The following is a 17,910-nucleotide window of genomic DNA, read 5'->3' as shown; positions in this document are numbered from 1 at the left end:
GGCGCCAAGGCATGGCGCAGCATTCCCCCGTGAAAGCGCGCATGGAGAACCGATGTTCGGTTCGGTGGTCGCCTGGAACGTACCAGTCGGTAACCGTGCGTGCCACACATAATCTTCACGCCAGACTCGCAAGGAGTACAGGGTGCGGCCTTCGGGTCGACCAAGGGCCCATCGCCGGGCACGGCTTCAGCGACCGCTCAACCGCAGCCGCACAACTGCACGCGTTCCGGCGGGATTTCAGATACCGCGAAAAGCAAGGACACCAGGGCGGGCATACGCCTTCGTGATCCGGATCACCGGCCCTGCGGGCATCCCGCCCCCTCCCCCCGGGCACTGACACCAGTGGCCCCCTGGACACCGTGTGAGGTTAGGCTAGCCTAAGCTTGATTCCAGCCAAGCGGCTGCCAGCCGTGCCCGCAGTGGCTCCGTACGCACGAAAGCAGACTCAGCCATGTCGAACGCCAGAACCGCCCGCCTCTCCCGTCGCGGCATCCTCGCCGCCGGGGGTGCCCTCGGACTCGGCGCCCTCGTGACCGCCTGCGGCAGTGGAGACTCCAAGGACGGCGACTCGGACGCGGCGGCGGGCGCCAAGTCCGGCCCGTGGTCCTTCAAGGACGACCGCGGCAAGTCCGTGCAGCTGAAGCAGACCCCCGCGAACATCGTCGCCTTCACCGGCGTCGCCGCCGCCCTCCACGACTACGGCGTCTCCGTCAAGGGCGTCTTCGGCCCGACCAAGACGCAGGACGGCAAGCCCGACGTCCAGGCCGGCGACATGGACATCAGCAAGGTGACCATCCTCGGCAACACCTGGGACCAGTTCAGCATCGAGAAGTACGCCGCCCTCGCCCCCGACGTGCTGATCAGCACGATGTTCGACGACGCCGGCACCCTCTGGTACGTCCCGGAGGCCTCGAAGGACAAGATCGCCAAGCTCGCCCCGAGCGTCGGCGTCTCCGTCTACGACCGTCAGCTCACCCAGCCGCTGCAGCGCATGTGGGAGCTGGCCGAGTCCCTCGGCGGCGATGTGAAGTCCGCGAAGGCCACCGACGCCAAGAAGCGGTTCGAGGAGGCCTCCGAGCGGCTGCGCAAGGCCGCCAAGGCGCACCCCGAGATCAAGGTGCTGGTCGGTTCCGCGAGCCAGGAGCTCTTCTACGTCTCCGGCACCAACCTCTCCGTCGACCTGGAGTACTTCAAGGCCCTCGGCGTGAACTTCGTCGAGCCGCCGGAGAAGGCCAAGGCGCAGGGTGGCGGCTGGTTCGAGAGCCTGAGCTGGGAGAACGTCGACAAGTACGGGGCGGACGTCATCATGATGGACGACCGCTCCTCGGCGATTCAGCCGGCGGACATCACCGAGGCGACGTGGAAGAAGCTGCCGGCGGTGAAGGCCGGGCAGGTCATCTCACGGTCGGCCGAGCCGATTCTGTCGTACGACAAGTGTGTGCCGTTGGTGGAGAACCTGGCGAAGGCCATCGAGAGCGCGAAGAAGGTCAGCTAGGAGCTCAGCGCCCTGGGGGCTGCTCAACGGCCGCGACTGCGGGCCGCATGTGGCTTGTCGCGCAGTTCCCCGCGCCCCTAGAGGTACGCCGCCAAACCCCCTGACCACAACTCAGGAGCCCCCATGACCACCGCCGTGGCCGCCCCGTTCCGTTTCTTTTCCCTCCAGGTCGTGCGGACGAGGCGGCTCGGTCCGTCTCTGGTCCGTGTCACCTTCGGTGGGCCCGATCTGCACGCCTTCCATTCCGACGGGCGTGACCAGTCGCTGTCGCTGTTCCTGCCGCACCCCGGGCAGCCCGAGCCGGTCGTGCCGCTCGAACTCGGGGACGGCTGGTGGCAGGGCTGGCGCGAACTCCCGGACGACGTACGCGCCGTGATGCGCTCCTACACTCTGCGCGCACTGCGCCGCGACCCGGACGAGATCGACATCGACTTCGCCCTGCACGGCATCGAGCCGGGCGCCTCGGTCCAGGCCGGTCCCGCCTCCCGCTGGGCCGACCGGGCCGCCGCCGGGGACCGGGTCCTGCTGCTCGGCCCGGCCATGTCCGACAACCGGGCGATCCGCTTCCGGCCGCCCGAGGACACCGACCTCGTGGTCGTCTGGGGCGACGAGACCGCCGTACCGGCCGCCTCCGCCATCGTCGAGGCACTGCCGGCCGGCACCCGTGCCCGGGTCTGGCTTGAGGTCCCGCACGCCGGGGACATCCAGGACCTGGTGACCGAGGCCGACGTCGAGATCACCTGGCTCGTCAAGAACCAGACCCCCGAGACCCCCCAGACCGTCGAGGGCTCCCCCATGGTCCTCGACACCCTCCGCAACGCCCAGCTCCCGCCCGCCGAGCGGCCGTACGTCTGGATCGCCGGCGAGTCCGGCTGCGTCAAGCAGCTGCGCCGGCACTTCGTACGGGAGCGCGGGATCGACCGCCGCCGGGTGACGTTCGTCGGTTACTGGCGCAGCGGCGTGAGCGAGGAGCAGCTACGCGCGGAAGGATGACCGGCGTTCATCGATGACCCACGCGTGACCACAGTCACGGCAGAGCCAGCCCTCCCCTCATGCAACTTAGGTTAGGCTTACCTAAGTTCACCTCGCGGCTCAGCCCACCCCTGTCCCGACCGGACTGTCCCCACCGGAGGACCCCCACATGCGCTCGCACCTGCTCAACGACACCACCGCGGAGCAGTACCGCCGCTCCGTGACCGACGGAGTCGAGCGGGTGGCCGCCAAACTCGCCGCCACCGACCGGCCCTTCACCGGCGTCAGCGTCGACGCCCTCTCCCCCCGCATCGAGGAGATCGACCTCGACCAGCCGCTGCACGACACCGCCGCGGTGCTCGACGAACTGGAGGACGTCTACCTCCGGGACGCGATCTACTTCCACCACCCCCGCTACCTCGCCCACCTCAACTGCCCGGTCGTCATCCCGGCCGTGCTCGGCGAGGCGGTCCTCTCCGCCGTCAACTCCTCCCTCGACACCTGGGACCAGTCGGCCGGCGGAACGCTCATCGAGCGGAAACTGATCGACTGGACGAACGAGCGCATCGGCCTCGGCCCCGCCGCCGACGGCGTGTTCACCTCCGGCGGCTCCCAGTCCAACCTCCAGGCCCTGCTGCTCGCGAGGGAAGAGGCAAAGACCGACTCCCTCGCCAAACTGCGCATCTTCGCCTCCGAGGTCAGCCACTTCAGCGTGAAGAAGTCCGCGAAGCTGCTCGGACTCGGCCAGGACGCCGTGGTCTCCATACCCGTCGACCACGACAAGCGCATGCAGACCGTCGCCCTCGCCCGCGAGCTGGAGCGTTGCAAGGAGGCCGGCCTCGTCCCCATGGCCGTCGTCGCCACCGCCGGCACCACCGACTTCGGCTCCATCGACCCGCTGCCCGAGGTCGCCGAGCTGTGCGAGCAGTTCGGCACCTGGATGCACGTCGACGCCGCCTACGGCTGCGGCCTGCTCGCCTCCGTGAAGCACCGGGACCGCATCGACGGGATCGAGCGCGCCGACTCGGTCACCGTGGACTACCACAAGTCCTTCTTCCAGCCGGTGAGTTCCTCCGCCGTGCTCGTCCGGGACGCGGCCACCCTCCGGCACGCCACCTACCACGCGGAGTACCTCAACCCGCGCCGCATGGTGCAGGAACGTATCCCCAACCAGGTGGACAAGTCCCTGCAGACCACCCGCCGCTTCGACGCCCTCAAGCTGTGGATGACCCTGCGGACCATGGGCGCCGACGGCATCGGGCAGCTCTTCGACGAGGTGTGCGAGCTGGCCCGGGAGGGCTGGACGCTGCTCGCCGCCGACCCGCGCTACGACGTGGTCGTGGAGCCGAGCCTGTCCACCCTGGTCTTCCGCTACATCCCGGCGGCCGTGACAGACCCCTCCGAGATCGACCGCGCCAACCTCTACGCCCGCAAGGCCCTGTTCGCCTCCGGTGACGCCATCGTCGCGGGCACCAAGGTCGGTGGCCGCCACTACCTGAAGTTCACCCTGCTCAACCCCGAGACGCAGGCGTCCGACATCGCCGCCGTCCTCGATCTGATCGCCGGCCATGCCGAGCAGTACCTGGGAGAGTCCCTTGACCGCGCGTCCTGAAAACCCCACCAAAACCCATGACTTCGTGGGGATCGGGCTCGGCCCCTTCAACCTCGGACTGGCCTGCCTCACCGAACCCATCGACGCACTCGACGGCGTCTTCCTGGAGTCGAAGCCCGACTTCGAGTGGCACGCGGGGATGTTCCTCGACGGCGCCCACCTCCAGACCCCGTTCATGTCGGACCTGGTCACCCTCGCCGACCCGACGTCCCCGTACTCCTTCCTGAACTACCTGAAGGAGAAGGGCCGGCTGTACTCGTTCTACATCCGCGAGAACTTCTACCCGCTGCGCGTCGAGTACGACGACTACTGCCGCTGGGCCGCGAACAAGCTGAGCAACATCCGCTTCAACACGACGGTGACGGAGGTCCGCTACGAGGACGACCTCTACGTCGTGCAGACCGAGGCCGGAGACGTCTACCGCGCCCGCCGGCTCGTCCTCGGCACGGGCACCCCGCCCTACGTCCCCGAGGCCTGCCAGGACCTCGGCGGCGACTTCCTGCACAACTCCCGCTATCTGAGCCACAAGGCGGAGCTGCAGAAGAAGGACTCGATCACGCTGGTCGGCTCGGGCCAGTCGGCCGCCGAGATCTACTACGACCTGCTCAGCGAGATCGACGTCCACGGCTACCGGCTGAACTGGGTCACCCGCTCCCCGCGCTTCTTCCCGCTGGAGTACACCAAGCTCACGCTGGAGATGACGTCCCCGGAGTACGTCGACTACTTCCGCGAGCTGCCGGAGGCGACCCGCTACCGCCTCACGGCCGAGCAGAAGGGCCTGTTCAAGGGCATCGACGGCGACCTCATCAACGAGATCTTCGACCTGCTCTACCAGAAGAACCTCGGCGGCCCGGTGCCCACGCGGCTGCTCACCAACGCCTCGCTGAACAGCGCGACGTACGAGAACGGCACGTACACGCTGGGCTTCCGCCAGGAGGAACAGGGCAAGGACTTCGAACTGGACTCCGAGGGCCTGGTGCTGGCCACCGGCTACAAGTACGCCGAGCCGGAGTTCCTCGCGCCCGTCAAGGACCGCCTGGTCTACGACTCCCAGGGCAACTTCGACGTCGCCCGCAACTACGCCGTCGACGTCACCGGCCGGGGCGTCTTCCTGCAGAACGCCGGTGTCCACACCCACAGCATCACCAGCCCCGACCTGGGCATGGGCCCGTACCGGAACGCGTACATCATCCGGGAGCTGCTCGGCAGCGAGTACTACCCGGTCGAGAAGACCATCGCCTTCCAGGAGTTCGCGGTATGAGCGCCACGACCGGCATCGGCACCCTGACCGTCCGCCCGCTCGACCCCCTGAAGGACGCCGAGCTGCTGCACTCCTGGGTCACGCACCCCAAGGCGTCCTACTGGATGATGCAGGACGCGAAACTGCAGGACGTCGAGCGCGAGTACATGCGCATAGCGGCGCACGAGTACCACCACGCGTACCTCGGCCTGCACGAGGGCCGCCCGGCGTTCCTGATGGAGTCGTACGACCCCCGGTACGTCGAGCTGGAAGGCCTGTACGACCCGGAGCCCGGCGACGTCGGCATGCACTTCCTGGTCGCGCCGACCGACCGGCCGATCCACGGCTTCACCAAGGCCGTCATCACCGCCGTGATGGACAAGCTGTTCGCCGACCCGCGCACCCGCCGGGTCGTGGTGGAGCCCGACGTCAGCAACAAGGCAGTACACGCGCTCAACGAGGCCGTCGGCTTCGTGGCCGAGCGCGAGATCGACAAGCCGGAGAAGCGCGCGTTGCTCAGCTTCTGCACGCGTGACCAGTACCTGGCTGCCCGAGGAGTGGCGATATGACCCTGTCCGACGCCGTGGCACACCTGTCCCCCGAGCGCTGGGGCCAGGCCAACCGCCTGCTGATCCGCAAAGCACTCGCCGAGTTCGCGCACGAGCGGCTCATCACCCCCGAGAAGGACGGGGAGCGCTTCGTCGTCCGCAGCGACGACGGCCTCACCCAGTACGCCTTCTCCGCAACCCGCCGGGCCCTGGACCACTGGCAGGTGGACGCCGGCTCGATCACCCGGCACCGGGACGGCGCCGAGCTTCCGCTCGCGGCCCTGGACTTCTTCATCGAACTGAAGGACACCCTCGGCCTCAGCGAGCAGATCCTGCCGGTCTACCTGGAGGAGATCTCCTCCACCCTCTCCGGTACCTGCTACAAGCTCACCAAGCCGAACATCACGGCCGCCGAGCTGGCACGCGGCGACTTCCAGGCCATCGAGACCGGCATGACCGAGGGCCACCCCTGCTTCGTCGCCAACAACGGGCGGCTCGGCTTCGGCATCCACGAGTACCTGTCGTACGCGCCGGAGACGGCGAGCCCGGTCCGGCTCGTCTGGCTCGCGGCCCACCGCTCGCGGGCGGCGTTCACGGCCGGTGTCGGCATCGAGTACGAGTCGTTCCTCCGCGAGGAGCTGGGCGAGGCGACCGTCGAGCGCTTCCGCGGCGTCCTGCGCGACCAGGGCAAGGACCCCGAGGACTACCTCCTCATCCCGGTCCACCCCTGGCAGTGGTGGAACAAGCTCACCGTCACCTTCGCCGCCGAGGTCGCCCGCGGGCACCTGGTGTGCCTGGGCGAGGGCGGCGACGAGTACCTGGCCCAGCAGTCCATCCGGACCTTCTTCAACAAGACGAGCCCGGAGAAGCACTACGTCAAGACCGCGCTGTCGGTCATCAACATGGGCTTCATGCGCGGTCTATCGGCCGCCTACATGGAGGCCACCCCGGCGATCAACGACTGGCTGGCCCAGCTCATCGAGGGCGACCCGGTGCTGAAGTCCACGGGCCTGTCGATCATCAAGGAGCGCGCGGCGGTCGGCTACCGGCACCTGGAGTACGAGAAGGCGACCGACCGCTACTCGCCGTACCGCAAGATGCTCGCCGCGCTGTGGCGGGAGAGCCCGGTGCCCTCGCTCCAGGAGGGCGAGTCCCTGGCCACGATGGCGTCCCTGGTCCACGTCGACCACGAGGGTGCCTCGGTCGCCGGCGCGCTGATCGAACAGTCGGGCCTCACCCCCGTGGAGTGGCTGCGCCACTACCTCAAGGCCTACTTCACGCCCCTCCTCCACAGCTTCTACGCCTACGACCTGGTCTTCATGCCGCACGGCGAGAACGTCATCCTCGTACTGGAGGACGGGGTCGTGCAGCGCGCGATCTACAAGGACATCGCCGAGGAGATCGCCGTCATGGACCCGGACGCGGTACTGCCGCCGACGGTCGAGCGGCTGCGCGTCGAGGTCCCGGAGGACAAGAAGCTCCTGTCGATCTTCACGGACGTCTTCGACTGCTTCTTCCGCTTCCTCGCGGCGAACCTCGCCACCGAGGGGATCATGGAGGAGGACGACTTCTGGCGCACGGTCGCCGAGGTCACCCGTGCCTACCAGGAGTCGAGGCCCGAACTCGCCGACAAGTTCAAGCAGTACGACATGTTCGCCCCCGAGTTCTCCCTCTCCTGCCTCAACCGCCTCCAACTCCGCAACAACGAACAGATGGTGGACCTGTCGGACCCCTCCGGCGCCCTCCAACTGATCGGCACCCTGCAGAACCCGATCGCCGAGTTCTGACCCACGAGCAGACAGGCACCCCCGGAGTACGGTCCTCCGGGGGTGCCCGTCTCTGTTAGGGGCGCGGGGAACGGCGCATCTCTTAGGGGCGCGGGGAACCGCGCATCTTTTAGGGGCGCGGGGAACTGCGCGACCAGCCCCCACCGGCCCGCGGACGAATCACTGCGCACCCCACGGAACCTGCGGCGACCGATACCACTCAATCCCCAGGGCATTCCACCGCTCAGCCTGCGCAGCAAGCCGCACCTTGTACCGCGACCAGTCATGCGAAGCCGCCGAAGACCACCCCAACTCGGCCACGCCAGGCAACCGCGGAAACGCCATGAACTCGATTTGCCGGGAGTTCTCCAGGGTCTCCGACCACATCGGCGCCTCGACCCCCTTCACCGCCCCGCCCGGCACTCCCGGCAAATACGCCCCGGGATCCCAGTCATAAGACCGCCGCACCTCGACATACCCCGCCCACGACAGCCCCAACGGCGTGTCCTTCGTGTACTTCATATCGAGATACACCCGGTCGGCCGGCGACAGAATCAGCCCCGTGCCGCCCTGCGCGGCCTTCGCCACCCGCGCCTTCTCCTCCGCACTCGTACTGTCGAGCCCCCAGTACTGCGCGAGAGCCCCCTCCGCCGGCGTCGCCCCGGTCAGCTGGTGCCACCCGACGACCGTCTTCCCGTACTTCGCGACGACCGGCTGCACCCGGTCCATGAACGCGACGTAGTCCTCATGGCTGGTGGAGTGCGCCTCGTCGCCGCCGATGTGGAGGTACTTGCCCGGAGTCAGCGCGGCGAGCTCCCGAACGACGTCATCCACGAAGTCGTACGTGACCTCCTTGCCGACGCACAGCGAGCTGAAGCCCACCTCGGTCCCGGTGTAGAGCGGCGGAGCAACACCGTCGCAGTTGAGCTCGGCGTAGGAGGCGAGGGCCGCGTTGGTGTGGCCGGGCATGTCTATCTCGGGGACGACCTCGAGGTAGCGGGAGGACGCGTACCGCACGATCTCCTTGTAGTCGGCCTTGGTGTAGAAGCCGCCGGGCCCACCGCCGACCTCGGTCGAACCGCCGTAGGTGGCCAGCCGCGGCCAGGAGTCGATGGCGATGCGCCAGCCCTGGTCGTCGCTGAGGTGAAGGTGCAGCTTGTTGATCTTGTAGAGGGCCAACTGGTCGATGTAGCGCTTGACCTGGTCGACGGTGAAGAAATGCCGGGAGACGTCGAGCATCGCGCCGCGCCAGCCGTAGCGCGGGGTGTCCGTGACGGTGCCGCCCGCGACCAGCCAGGGGCCGGGCTGGACGGAGTCCCTCTCGACGGCCGCCGGGAGCAGCTGACGCAGGGTCTGCACGCCGTGGAAGAGGCCGGCGGGCCCCGCCGCGGTGATGGTGACGCCCTTGCGTCCGCTGTCGAGGCGGTAGCCCTCGGCGCCGAACGGGCCTTTGGCGAGCCGCAGCTGAATGCCTCCGGCGCCACGGTCGGTCACGGGAAGGCGGTAACCGGTGGAGGGCCGGAGGATCTTCGCGAGGTACTCGCCGATGCGCCGGGTCTCGCGGGAGCCGTCGACGCGTATGTGCGTGCCGCGGGTGATCCGGTAGGCGGACCCGCTCGGGGCGACCGAGGCGGGCGCGGGGACCACACGGTCGAGCGGGGTGGGCGAGGCCGCAGGTGCGGGGGCGGCTCCGGTCACGGAGACGCCCATCGCGACCAGCAGCAGGGAACCGAGAAGGCGGAGCGTTCTGTGGTGCTGTCTCACACGGCCGTCTCTCACAAGCGTGTCCCTTCAACGAGCCATTGAGCCCTAAGAGGTCTGGACCACTCTCTCGTGAGACTGGTGGAACAATCCACCCCATGGCGGAAATCATCCAGAAGGACGGCACATGGGCCTTCGACGGCGACGCCCTGCGACTGACTCCCGGACGGGACAAGAACGTCAGCCTGCTGCGCAGGGAACTGGGTGAACTGGTCGTCCCGCTCGGGGCGTTGGCGGGCATCTCGTTCGAGCAGGGCAAGAAGAGCGGGCGTCTGCGGCTGCGCCTGCGCGACGGTGCCGATCCCCTGCTGCACGCGACCGGCGGGCGGCTCGCCGAGCCCCATGACCCGTACCAGCTGCTCGTCGAGTCCGACCGCTACGGGGTCGCCGAGTACTTCACGGACGAGGTGCGCAGCGCGCTGCTCCTGGACCAGGTGCCGAGCGACCCGGTGACCGCGTACCTGCTGCCGGGTCCCTCCGTCCCCCTGTCGGTCTCCGCCGGAGACGGCACGGCCAGCTTCGACGGCGAGCGCATACGCCTGGAATGGAACTGGAAGACGGAGGACGCCAAGGCCGCCGCCGGCGCCCGCACGCTCGCGCTCGGCGACATCACGGGCGTGGAATGGCAGCCGGCGGCCGGCCTGGAGAACGGCTATGTCCGCTTCACCGTGCGGAACGCTCCCACCAAGGCCCCGCCCAAGTACGACCCCAACGCCGTGGAGCTGTGGGGCTTCAAGAAGGACCCGCTGATGGCCCTGGTCGCGGCGGCGGTCCAGGCCAGGCTTCCGCACCCGGCCGGGACCGCCCCCGACGTGCCTGCCGCGCGACCGGAAATGCCTTCCCTCCCGATCGCACCCGCCGAGGACGACCACGACGCCCTGCTGCGCCGCCTGCGCGAGCTCGGTGAACTGCACCGCACGGGCGTGCTGACGGACGACGAGTTCGCGCTCGCCAAGCAGGCCGTCCTCAAGCGCATGTAACGCCCCGGACACCCCGGAACACCCCGGGCCGCTACTTCGCGCGGCGCGCGATGGTGAAGTGGTCCACCTGCTCACCGCTCTCGGCGATTCCGCGCACCTTCAGCGTGGCCGTCCGTCCCTTCGGCGCGGGGGTGACGTCCACGCGCAGGAAGGAGTAGTCGAGGTAGCGCACCCGGGACCAGGCGACGGTCTCGTTCTGCTTGCCGCCCTTGACGTTGACGAACGAGGCCACGGAGTCCACGTCGTGCTCGTTGCCCTCGTACGACAGCGGGGCGGTGAACGCGTAGAGGCTGCGGCCCGCCGCACCGGCCGTCACGTACACGACGCCGTCGGTCTCGGGGTAGGCCGTGCCGCCGATCGGCAGCTTCTTGGCGACCTTGTTCTCCTTGATGACGTCCGTGCGCTCGTACTGGTGGTTGTGACCGTTGATGACCAGGTCCACCGTGTACTTCTCGAACAGCGGCACCCACTCCTGGCGCACACCCCCCTCCGAGGCGTGCGAGGTGGAGGTGCAGTAGGCGCAGTGGTGGAAGAAGACCACGATGAAGTCGACGTCCTGCGACGCCCGGTACTTCTTCAGCTGGGCTTCCAGCCACTTGGTCTGGGTGCCGCCGGAGATGCCGAGGTTGGCCGGGATCTCGAAGGAGATGTCGTTGGCGTCGAGCGAGATGACGGCCGTGTTGCCGTAGACGAAGGTGTAGACGCCCGGCAGGTTCTTCTTGTCGGGGCCGTTGCCCGGGAGGTTCCAGCGGGCCTCCTCGCCGCCGTAGCCGTTGGGCGAGTACCAGGCCTCCATGTCGTGGTTGCCGTAGGCGGGCATCCACGGGACGGACTTGGCGACGGACTCGGTCTGGGCGAGGAACTGGTCCCAGATCCGCGAGTCGAAGCCGGTGTCGGAGGTCTGGCCCGAGCCGGACGGGTCGGCGTAGGCGATGTCACCGGCGTGCAGATGGAAGGCCGGGTTCTGGCCGAGCAGCAGGCTGTTGTTGGCGAGGCCGTGGTAGCTGACGCCCTCGTCGCCGAAGGCCGTGAAGGTGAACGGCGTCTTGTGCGCGGGGGCGGTGGTGAAGGTGCCGAGGGTGCCCAGCAGGTGCGGTGCGGCCGGGTCGAAGCCCTGGTGGCCGACGCCGTAGTAGTAGGTCCGGCCCGGGCGCAGGTGCGCCAGCTCGGCGTGCACGTAGTACTGGGTGTGGTCGCCGCTCGCGCCGACGCCGGCGGGCGTGAAGAGGGTGCGGACCTCGGCGTCGATCTTCCGGGAGAGGTCCGTGGGGTGGGCGCCGATCCGGATGAACGGCTTCTTGACGGCGACCGGGACCTGCCAGGAGACGGTCATCTCGGTGCGCGGGTCGGCGCCGTAGGCGAGGTGGCGGCCGAAGGGGGCGACGAAAGCGCCGTCGACGGTCTCGGCCGCGGGGGCGGTGCGGGCGACCGGTACGGCCGCCTGGGCGGTGGCTCCGGGAACGAAGACGCCACCCGCGACGGCGCCGAGGGTGACGGCACCGCCTCTGATCATCGTGCGCCGGGAGAATCCGGCGCGCAGGTACTCGTGCTGCTCGGCCATGCTCATGCGCTCGGCGAGCCGCTCGGGTACGCCCATACGAGGAATGTCCATGGCGCCACAAATTGCTCCCCTCACACATCCGCCCGGGGAACAATCACCCATCAGACTCCCATGGGCGTCCCATAAGTGTTCCAACACTCATCTGCCCGAAACCGGGCAGATTTCTTGCGAAAGCATCGCCGGTGCCTCAGGATCTAGCGAGTGCACGACGAACTCGTTGATCATCTGACGCGGTCCAGCCCCCTCAGCCGGGGCGAGGCGCTGCGCGTGATCCAGGACGTGCTCGCGTACTTCGACGAGACGACCGAGGAGTACGTCCGTCGCCGCCACCGTGAGCTCCAGGCCCAGGGCCTGGTGAACACGGCGATCTTCGAACGGATCGAGGCGGACCTGAAATATCGCGCGGTGGCACCGCCGGAACTCTCGCTCCGGCAGCTGCGGCGCATCGTCTACGGCTAGGAATACGTATATATGTGCGGAATCGTCGGTTACATCGGGAAGCGTGACGTCGCGCCCCTCCTCCTGGAGGGCCTCCAGCGCCTGGAGTACCGCGGCTACGACTCCGCGGGCATCGTCGTCACGTCCCCGAAGACGTCCGGCCTGAAGATGGTCAAGGCCAAGGGCCGCGTGCGCGACCTGGAGGCCAAGGTCCCGGCCCGCTTCAAGGGCACGACCGGCATCGCCCACACCCGCTGGGCCACGCACGGCGCCCCCTCCGACGTCAACGCCCACCCGCACCTGGACGCCGAGGGCAAGGTCGCCGTCGTCCACAACGGCATCATCGACAACGCCTCCGACCTGCGCCGCAAGCTGGAGGCGGACGGCGTCGAGTTCCTCTCCGAGACCGACACCGAGGTCCTCACCCACCTCATCGCCCGCTCGCAGGCCACCAAGCTGGAGGACAAGGTCCGCGAGACCCTCCGGCTCATCGAGGGCACGTACGGCATCGCCGTCATGCACGCCGACTTCCCCGACCGGATCGTCGTCGCCCGCAACGGTTCCCCGGTCGTCCTCGGCATCGGCGAGAAGGAGATGTTCGTCGCCTCGGACATCGCCGCGCTGGTCGCCCACACCCGCCAGATCGTCACCCTGGACGACGGCGAGATGGCCACCCTCAAGGCCGACGACTTCCGCACCTACACCACCGAGGGCACCCGCACCACGGCCGAGCCCACCACCGTGGAGTGGGAAGCGGCGTCGTACGACATGGGCGGCCACGACACCTACATGCACAAGGAGATCCACGAGCAGGCCGACGCCGTGGACCGCGTGCTGCGCGGCCGCATCGACGACCGCTTCTCCACCGTGCACCTGGGCGGCCTCAACCTGGACGCCCGCGAGGCCCGCCGGATCCGCCGCGTGAAGATCCTCGGCTGCGGCACCTCGTACCACGCGGGCCAGATCGGCGCCCAGATGATCGAGGAACTGGCCCGCATCCCCGCCGACGCCGAGCCCGCCTCCGAGTTCCGCTACCGCAACGCGGTCGTCGACCCCGACACCCTCTACGTCGCGGTCTCCCAGTCCGGCGAGACCTACGACGTCCTCGCCGCGGTGCAGGAGCTCAAGCGCAAGGGCGCGCGGGTCCTGGGCGTGGTGAACGTGGTCGGCTCGGCGATCGCCCGCGAGGCCGACGGCGGCATCTACGTCCACGCCGGGCCGGAGGTCTGCGTGGTCTCCACCAAGTGCTTCACCAACACCACGGTCGCCTTCGCCCTGCTCGCCCTGCACCTGGGCCGCACCCGCGACCTCTCGGTCCGCGACGGCAAGCGGATCATCGCGGGCCTGCGGAAGCTGCCCGCCCAGATCGCCGAGATCATGGAGCACGAGGAGGACGTCAAGAAGCTGGCCCTGCAGTTCGCCGAGGCCCGCTCGATGCTCTTCATCGGCCGGGTGCGGGGCTACCCGGTGGCCCGCGAGGCCTCCCTGAAGCTCAAGGAGGTCTCCTACATCCACGCCGAGGCCTACCCCGCCTCCGAGCTCAAGCACGGCCCGCTGGCCCTGATCGAGCCGGCCCTCCCCACGGTCGCGATCGTCCCCGACGACGACCTGCTGGAGAAGAACCGCGCGGCACTGGAGGAGATCAAGGCCCGCAGCGGCAAGATCCTCGCGGTCGCCCACCAGCACCAGGAGAAGGCCGACGAGACGCTCGTCGTCCCGAAGAACGAGGACGAACTCGACCCGATCCTGATGGGCATCCCCCTCCAACTCCTGGCGTACCACACGGCTTTGGCGCTCGGGCGGGACATCGACAAGCCGCGCAACCTGGCCAAGTCGGTGACGGTTGAGTAGTTGGCCTCTCAGGGGCGCGGGGAATTGCGCGAGCACCCCCCACGCACCCGCACAGGCCAAACAATGAGGACGGACCCCCACGTGCTGCCACCAGCGCACAGGGGGTCCGTTTTCACACGCCGGGGCCGCCCAATACCCCAGCGCCGGCTGCCAGTTTCAGCCGGTGGCCGTCACGCCCCGACCGGCAGCACGCCGTCGCGGAACCGCCGTAGGCCAGTGCGCCAGAGCCGCGGTCGCCGCATACCAGGCCACCGCCCCCGCGGCGACGGCGAACCAGCCACCCACCTTCACGAGCCCGCCGTTGCCGGCGAAACTCGCGATCGCCATGAGCAACAGGCCGACAAAGAACAGCCCGTACATCCCCTGACCCAGCTGGTCACCACCCGCGAGCGTCAGAGACAGCGCCACCAGCGCGAACAACAGCAGGAACAAGCCTGCCGCGTTGGCGGACGCCTCCCCCGCCACGGCCCACGTGAACCAGAGCGCCCCGAGCACCGAGAACGCCGTACCCCCGGCGGAGTCCCCCTCCCGGAGGGCCATCAGCCCGGCGACGAAGAGGGCGACGCCGCCCACATACCGGGCGATTGACGCGGCGTCAGTGGCTGACACACCGTCGATGACGGCCGTGTGCCCCAACCCGAAGGCCAACAGGGTGATTCCGAGGGCGAGTCGACCGACCACGGTCGTGATTCCGCTTCCCGCGGAGACGTCTTTGTCCACGGCGGGCTCCCTTCGTGCATGTGCAGTTGTGCGGTGCACCGTATATGCCCTTCACAAGGGCACAAACACCTCTACGCGCAAGTAGTTTTACGCGCTGCACAGGGGAAGCCCGTACGCGGGGAACGCTCAGGGAGTCCGAGAATCAGGGAATGACCATGACCGGCCGCTGCGCCCGCTTGGCGAGCCGTCCCGCGACCGAGCCGAAGATGCGTCCCACGATGCCGTGACTCGACCCGACGACGATCGCGTCGGCCTCGTACTCCCGGCCGACCTCTTCGAGTTCGTGGCAGATGTCCCCGCCCCGCTCGACGAGGATCCAGGGCACCTCGGCGAGGTACTCCGCACACGCCAGCTCCAGCCCGAGCACCTCGGTCCGGTGGTCCGGCACGTCCACGAAGACGGGCGGCTCGCAGCCGGCCCACACCGTGGTCGGCAGCCGGTTGGCGACATGGACGATGATCAGGCCCGACCCGGAGCGATGGGCCATGCCGATCGCGTAGGCCAGGGCGCGCTCACTGGACGTGGAGCCGTCGAATCCGACGACGACGCCGTGCTTGAAGGCGGGATCGCAGGAATGGCGTGGCTCTTGTGCCGCCAGGGGCTCGGCCGCCGTGGGATCGGCGACGGGCCGCTTGCGGTCCGCTGGTTCGAAGAATTCGTGACCGGCCATGGCTGTCTCGGCGTTGTGATCCTTATATGGGGGACAACAGTGTGCGGCGGAGCTGTGTCCGGGAATGGTCTTCCCAACCCCATACCCCCAAGGGTACGGCGGCACGCCTCCTTAGCCCAGATCCCGCTCACGGTGCGTGCGGGTTCCAGGGAGCATGCACGAGGCGACGCCCGTAACGCAATGGTTGCTGCGTTGTACAGGCGGTTTGCACAGGATTCACTTACCCGTGGGGGTGATCCGCTCGCCCAGTGACCGACGCCCCCTCCGCGCGTTGAACCCCGTGAGTCACGCCACAGGGAGCACCCATGTCCGGACCCAGCATCGCCTCCGAGGCGGACCGCGCGGCCCCGCCGCCGCGGGACACCGCGACGGATGTGGTTCGCTGGGCGGCCTTCAGCTGCCTGCTCGTCCCGGTCGTGCTCCTCGGCTACGGCAGCTCCCTGGCCGGTGCCGCCGGCACGGCCCTCGGGCTCGCCGCCGTCACAGGCGCCTGCCGGGTGCTGCTGCGCCAGTCGGAGCGTGGTGCGGCCCGGCTGGCGGCGGAGGACCGGGCGCCCCACCGGGGCCGGCACCACCGCACCGGAACGGGGTCGCACCGGGGCGGACGGCACACTGGAGGAGATACACCGGTCGGCTGACCGGTTTCAGTGCACGTGCACGATGGTTTTCAGCCAACTTCTCGCCCCCGTGCATCACCCCGCCGAAGCACCCCCCAACCCTCGTTCGACCTGCACGGAAAGGGCCTCAGGGGACCTGCGCACCCTACGCGGATTGGCCACTGCGACAAGGCGCACTTCCCTGCACGCCCCACGAGTGCAACGCTTCGTGATCGAATGCTTCACGCCAAGTTGCCAAGTCGACAATGCGCCGAGTGCCGAACCGGCCACCTCGGCGCGACGGCACACAGTAGATTCGATCTTGACTGTCTACGGCGGGGGACTCGTGCAGGACCGAGGGGAAACGTGCAGGAGCGACACAACCGAGGAGCCGCGACCACCGAGGGGGGCTTAGCAGTATGAGCCACGACTCCACTGCCGCGCCGGAAGCCGGCGTCCGGAAGCTTTCCGGGCGACGCCGCAAGGAGATCGTCGCGGTGCTGCTGTTCAGCGGCGGCCCCATCTTCGAGAGTTCCATACCACTGTCGGTGTTCGGGATCGACCGCCAGGACGCCGGCGTGCCGCGCTACCGACTGCTGGTGTGCGGGGGTGAGGACGGCCCACTGCGGACCACAGGGGGCCTCGAACTCAGCGCACCGCATGGCCTGGAAGCGATCTCACGCGCGGGCACGGTCGTCGTGCCGGCCTGGCGTTCGATCACTTCTCCGCCACCGGACGAGGCGCTCGACGCGCTGCGCCGCGCCCACGAGGAGGGTGCCCGCATCGTCGGGCTGTGCACCGGCGCCTTCGTCCTCGCGGCGGCGGGCCTGCTGGACGGCCGGCCCGCGACGACACACTGGATGTACGCGCCGACACTGGCGAAACGCTACCCGTCGGTGCACGTCGATCCGCGCGAGCTGTTCGTCGACGACGGGGACGTCCTGACATCGGCGGGCACCGCGGCCGGAATCGATCTCTGTCTCCACATCGTGCGGACGGACCACGGCAACGAGGCGGCCGGCGCGCTGGCCCGCCGCCTGGTGGTCCCGCCGCGCCGGTCGGGCGGCCAGGAGCGCTACCTCGACAGGTCTTTACCAGAGGAGATCGGCGCCGACCCGCTCGCGGAGGTCGTCGCCTGGGCGCTGGAGCACCTCCACGAACAGTTCGACGTGGAGACGCTGGCGGCACGCGCGTACATGAGCCGTCGTACGTTCGACCGCCGCTTCCGCTCGCTGACCGGGAGTGCCCCGCTGCAGTGGCTGATCACGCAGCGGGTCCTCCAGGCGCAGCGCCTGCTGGAGACGTCGGACTACTCGGTGGACGAGGTGGCGGGTCGCTGCGGCTTCCGGTCGCCGGTCGCCCTGCGCGGGCACTTCCGCCGCCAGCTGGGCTCGTCCCCGGCCGCGTACCGGGCGGCGTACCGCGCCCGGCGTCCGCAGGCCGAGCGGCCCCAGGACGTCGACGGCGGACCGGGCGGTCCCGGGGGCGGCATGCCCGGCCACACGGGGCATCCCGGCCAGGCGCCCGCCCCGCTCCACCCGGAGCACCCGGTCCCGCTGCAGTCCCGCCGTACGGCGGCCGCGAGCGCGGTCGGATCGTCCCCGCCCCTGTCGGCTTCGGCCGCGTCCGACAACGGGCGGGAGGCCTACATATCGGCCCGGGCGAGTCTGCCGGGACAGCGCAGCGCGACGTGAGCCGGT

The 17,910-nt window shown here is 69.1% G+C and carries 15 protein-coding genes; 11 read left to right on the top strand and 4 right to left on the bottom strand.

Annotated elements, in window-relative coordinates; translation table 11 throughout:
- Nucleotides 1–451: 451 nt before the first annotated feature.
- From ACZ58V_RS13795 to ACZ58V_RS13770, 6 genes are all read left to right on the top strand, one after another.
- Nucleotides 452–1,495: an ABC transporter substrate-binding protein gene (locus ACZ58V_RS13795; protein ID WP_471290120.1), complete on the top strand. Its 1,044-nt coding sequence runs from the start codon at nt 452–454 to the stop codon at nt 1,493–1,495.
- A gap of 123 nt (nt 1,496–1,618) precedes the next feature.
- Nucleotides 1,619–2,488 (top strand): siderophore-interacting protein, encoded by an 870-nt coding sequence (locus ACZ58V_RS13790; protein WP_471290118.1) that lies wholly within the window; start codon nt 1,619–1,621, stop codon nt 2,486–2,488.
- Between the two features lie 148 nt (nt 2,489–2,636).
- Nucleotides 2,637–4,079, top strand: a complete 1,443-nt coding sequence (desA, locus tag ACZ58V_RS13785; protein WP_471290116.1) for a lysine decarboxylase DesA — start codon at nt 2,637–2,639, stop codon at nt 4,077–4,079.
- Nucleotides 4,063–5,340, top strand: a complete 1,278-nt coding sequence (locus tag ACZ58V_RS13780) for a lysine N(6)-hydroxylase/L-ornithine N(5)-oxygenase family protein (protein WP_471290114.1) — start codon at nt 4,063–4,065, stop codon at nt 5,338–5,340. The genes desA and ACZ58V_RS13780 overlap by 17 nt, the downstream gene beginning before the upstream one ends.
- Nucleotides 5,337–5,888, top strand: coding sequence for a GNAT family N-acetyltransferase (locus tag ACZ58V_RS13775; protein WP_471290112.1), 552 nt, complete (start codon nt 5,337–5,339; stop codon nt 5,886–5,888). The genes ACZ58V_RS13780 and ACZ58V_RS13775 overlap by 4 nt, the downstream gene beginning before the upstream one ends.
- Nucleotides 5,885–7,654 carry an IucA/IucC family protein gene (locus ACZ58V_RS13770; protein ID WP_471290110.1) on the top strand — a complete coding sequence of 590 codons (1,770 nt, stop codon included), beginning with the start codon at nt 5,885–5,887 and terminating at the stop codon, nt 7,652–7,654. Before ACZ58V_RS13775 ends, ACZ58V_RS13770 begins: the two co-directional genes overlap by 4 nt.
- Before the next feature lie 159 nt (nt 7,655–7,813).
- Here ACZ58V_RS13770 and ACZ58V_RS13765 read toward each other — a convergent pair whose 3' ends face one another.
- Nucleotides 7,814–9,397 carry a beta-N-acetylhexosaminidase gene (locus ACZ58V_RS13765; RefSeq protein ID WP_471290109.1) on the bottom strand — a complete coding sequence of 528 codons (1,584 nt, stop codon included), beginning with the start codon at nt 9,395–9,397 and terminating at the stop codon, nt 7,814–7,816.
- Between the two features lie 95 nt (nt 9,398–9,492).
- Here ACZ58V_RS13765 and ACZ58V_RS13760 point away from each other — a divergent pair, with 95 nt between their 5' ends.
- On the top strand, nt 9,493–10,374 hold the full coding sequence (locus ACZ58V_RS13760) for a DUF4429 domain-containing protein (protein ID WP_471290108.1): 882 nt from the start codon (nt 9,493–9,495) through the stop codon (nt 10,372–10,374).
- A 31-nt stretch (nt 10,375–10,405) separates the two neighbouring features.
- Here the strand turns inward: ACZ58V_RS13760 and ACZ58V_RS13755 are convergent, their stop codons facing one another.
- Nucleotides 10,406–11,986 (bottom strand): purple acid phosphatase family protein, encoded by a 1,581-nt coding sequence (locus tag ACZ58V_RS13755; RefSeq protein WP_471290107.1) that lies wholly within the window; start codon nt 11,984–11,986, stop codon nt 10,406–10,408.
- Nucleotides 11,987–12,136: 150 nt separating this feature from the next.
- On the opposite strand from ACZ58V_RS13755, the gene ACZ58V_RS13750 reads away from it, so the two are divergent.
- Both ACZ58V_RS13750 and glmS read left to right on the top strand, forming a co-directional pair.
- On the top strand, nt 12,137–12,394 hold the full coding sequence (locus ACZ58V_RS13750; protein ID WP_184592987.1) for a hypothetical protein: 258 nt from the start codon (nt 12,137–12,139) through the stop codon (nt 12,392–12,394).
- 12 nt (nt 12,395–12,406) lie between these two features.
- Nucleotides 12,407–14,224 carry a glutamine--fructose-6-phosphate transaminase (isomerizing) gene (gene glmS / locus ACZ58V_RS13745; protein WP_189723840.1) on the top strand — a complete coding sequence of 606 codons (1,818 nt, stop codon included), beginning with the start codon at nt 12,407–12,409 and terminating at the stop codon, nt 14,222–14,224.
- 156 nt (nt 14,225–14,380) lie between these two features.
- Here the strand turns inward: glmS and ACZ58V_RS13740 are convergent, their stop codons facing one another.
- Both ACZ58V_RS13740 and ACZ58V_RS13735 read right to left on the bottom strand, forming a co-directional pair.
- Nucleotides 14,381–14,944: a GPR1/FUN34/YaaH family transporter gene (locus ACZ58V_RS13740; RefSeq protein WP_468190127.1), complete on the bottom strand. Its 564-nt coding sequence runs from the start codon at nt 14,942–14,944 to the stop codon at nt 14,381–14,383.
- A 142-nt stretch (nt 14,945–15,086) separates the two neighbouring features.
- A complete protein-coding gene (locus ACZ58V_RS13735; RefSeq protein WP_193478238.1) occupies nt 15,087–15,614 on the bottom strand; it encodes a universal stress protein in 528 nt (175 codons plus the stop codon).
- A 305-nt stretch (nt 15,615–15,919) separates the two neighbouring features.
- Between ACZ58V_RS13735 and ACZ58V_RS13730 the strand changes: the two genes are divergently transcribed.
- The gene (locus ACZ58V_RS13730; RefSeq protein ID WP_468190129.1) at nt 15,920–16,252 is read left to right on the top strand and encodes a hypothetical protein; all 333 of its coding nucleotides are present in this window, start codon (nt 15,920–15,922) and stop codon (nt 16,250–16,252) included.
- 377 nt (nt 16,253–16,629) lie between these two features.
- Complete coding sequence (locus ACZ58V_RS13725) at nt 16,630–17,904, top strand: helix-turn-helix domain-containing protein (protein ID WP_468190131.1); 1,275 nt, start codon at nt 16,630–16,632, stop codon at nt 17,902–17,904.
- Nucleotides 17,905–17,910 lie beyond the last annotated feature (6 nt).

The sequence above is a fragment of the Streptomyces sp. NPDC040589 genome (genome assembly GCF_055594445.1).
Note: the sequence above shows the minus strand (reverse complement) of the source record. Positions and strands in the feature narration are given on the sequence as shown.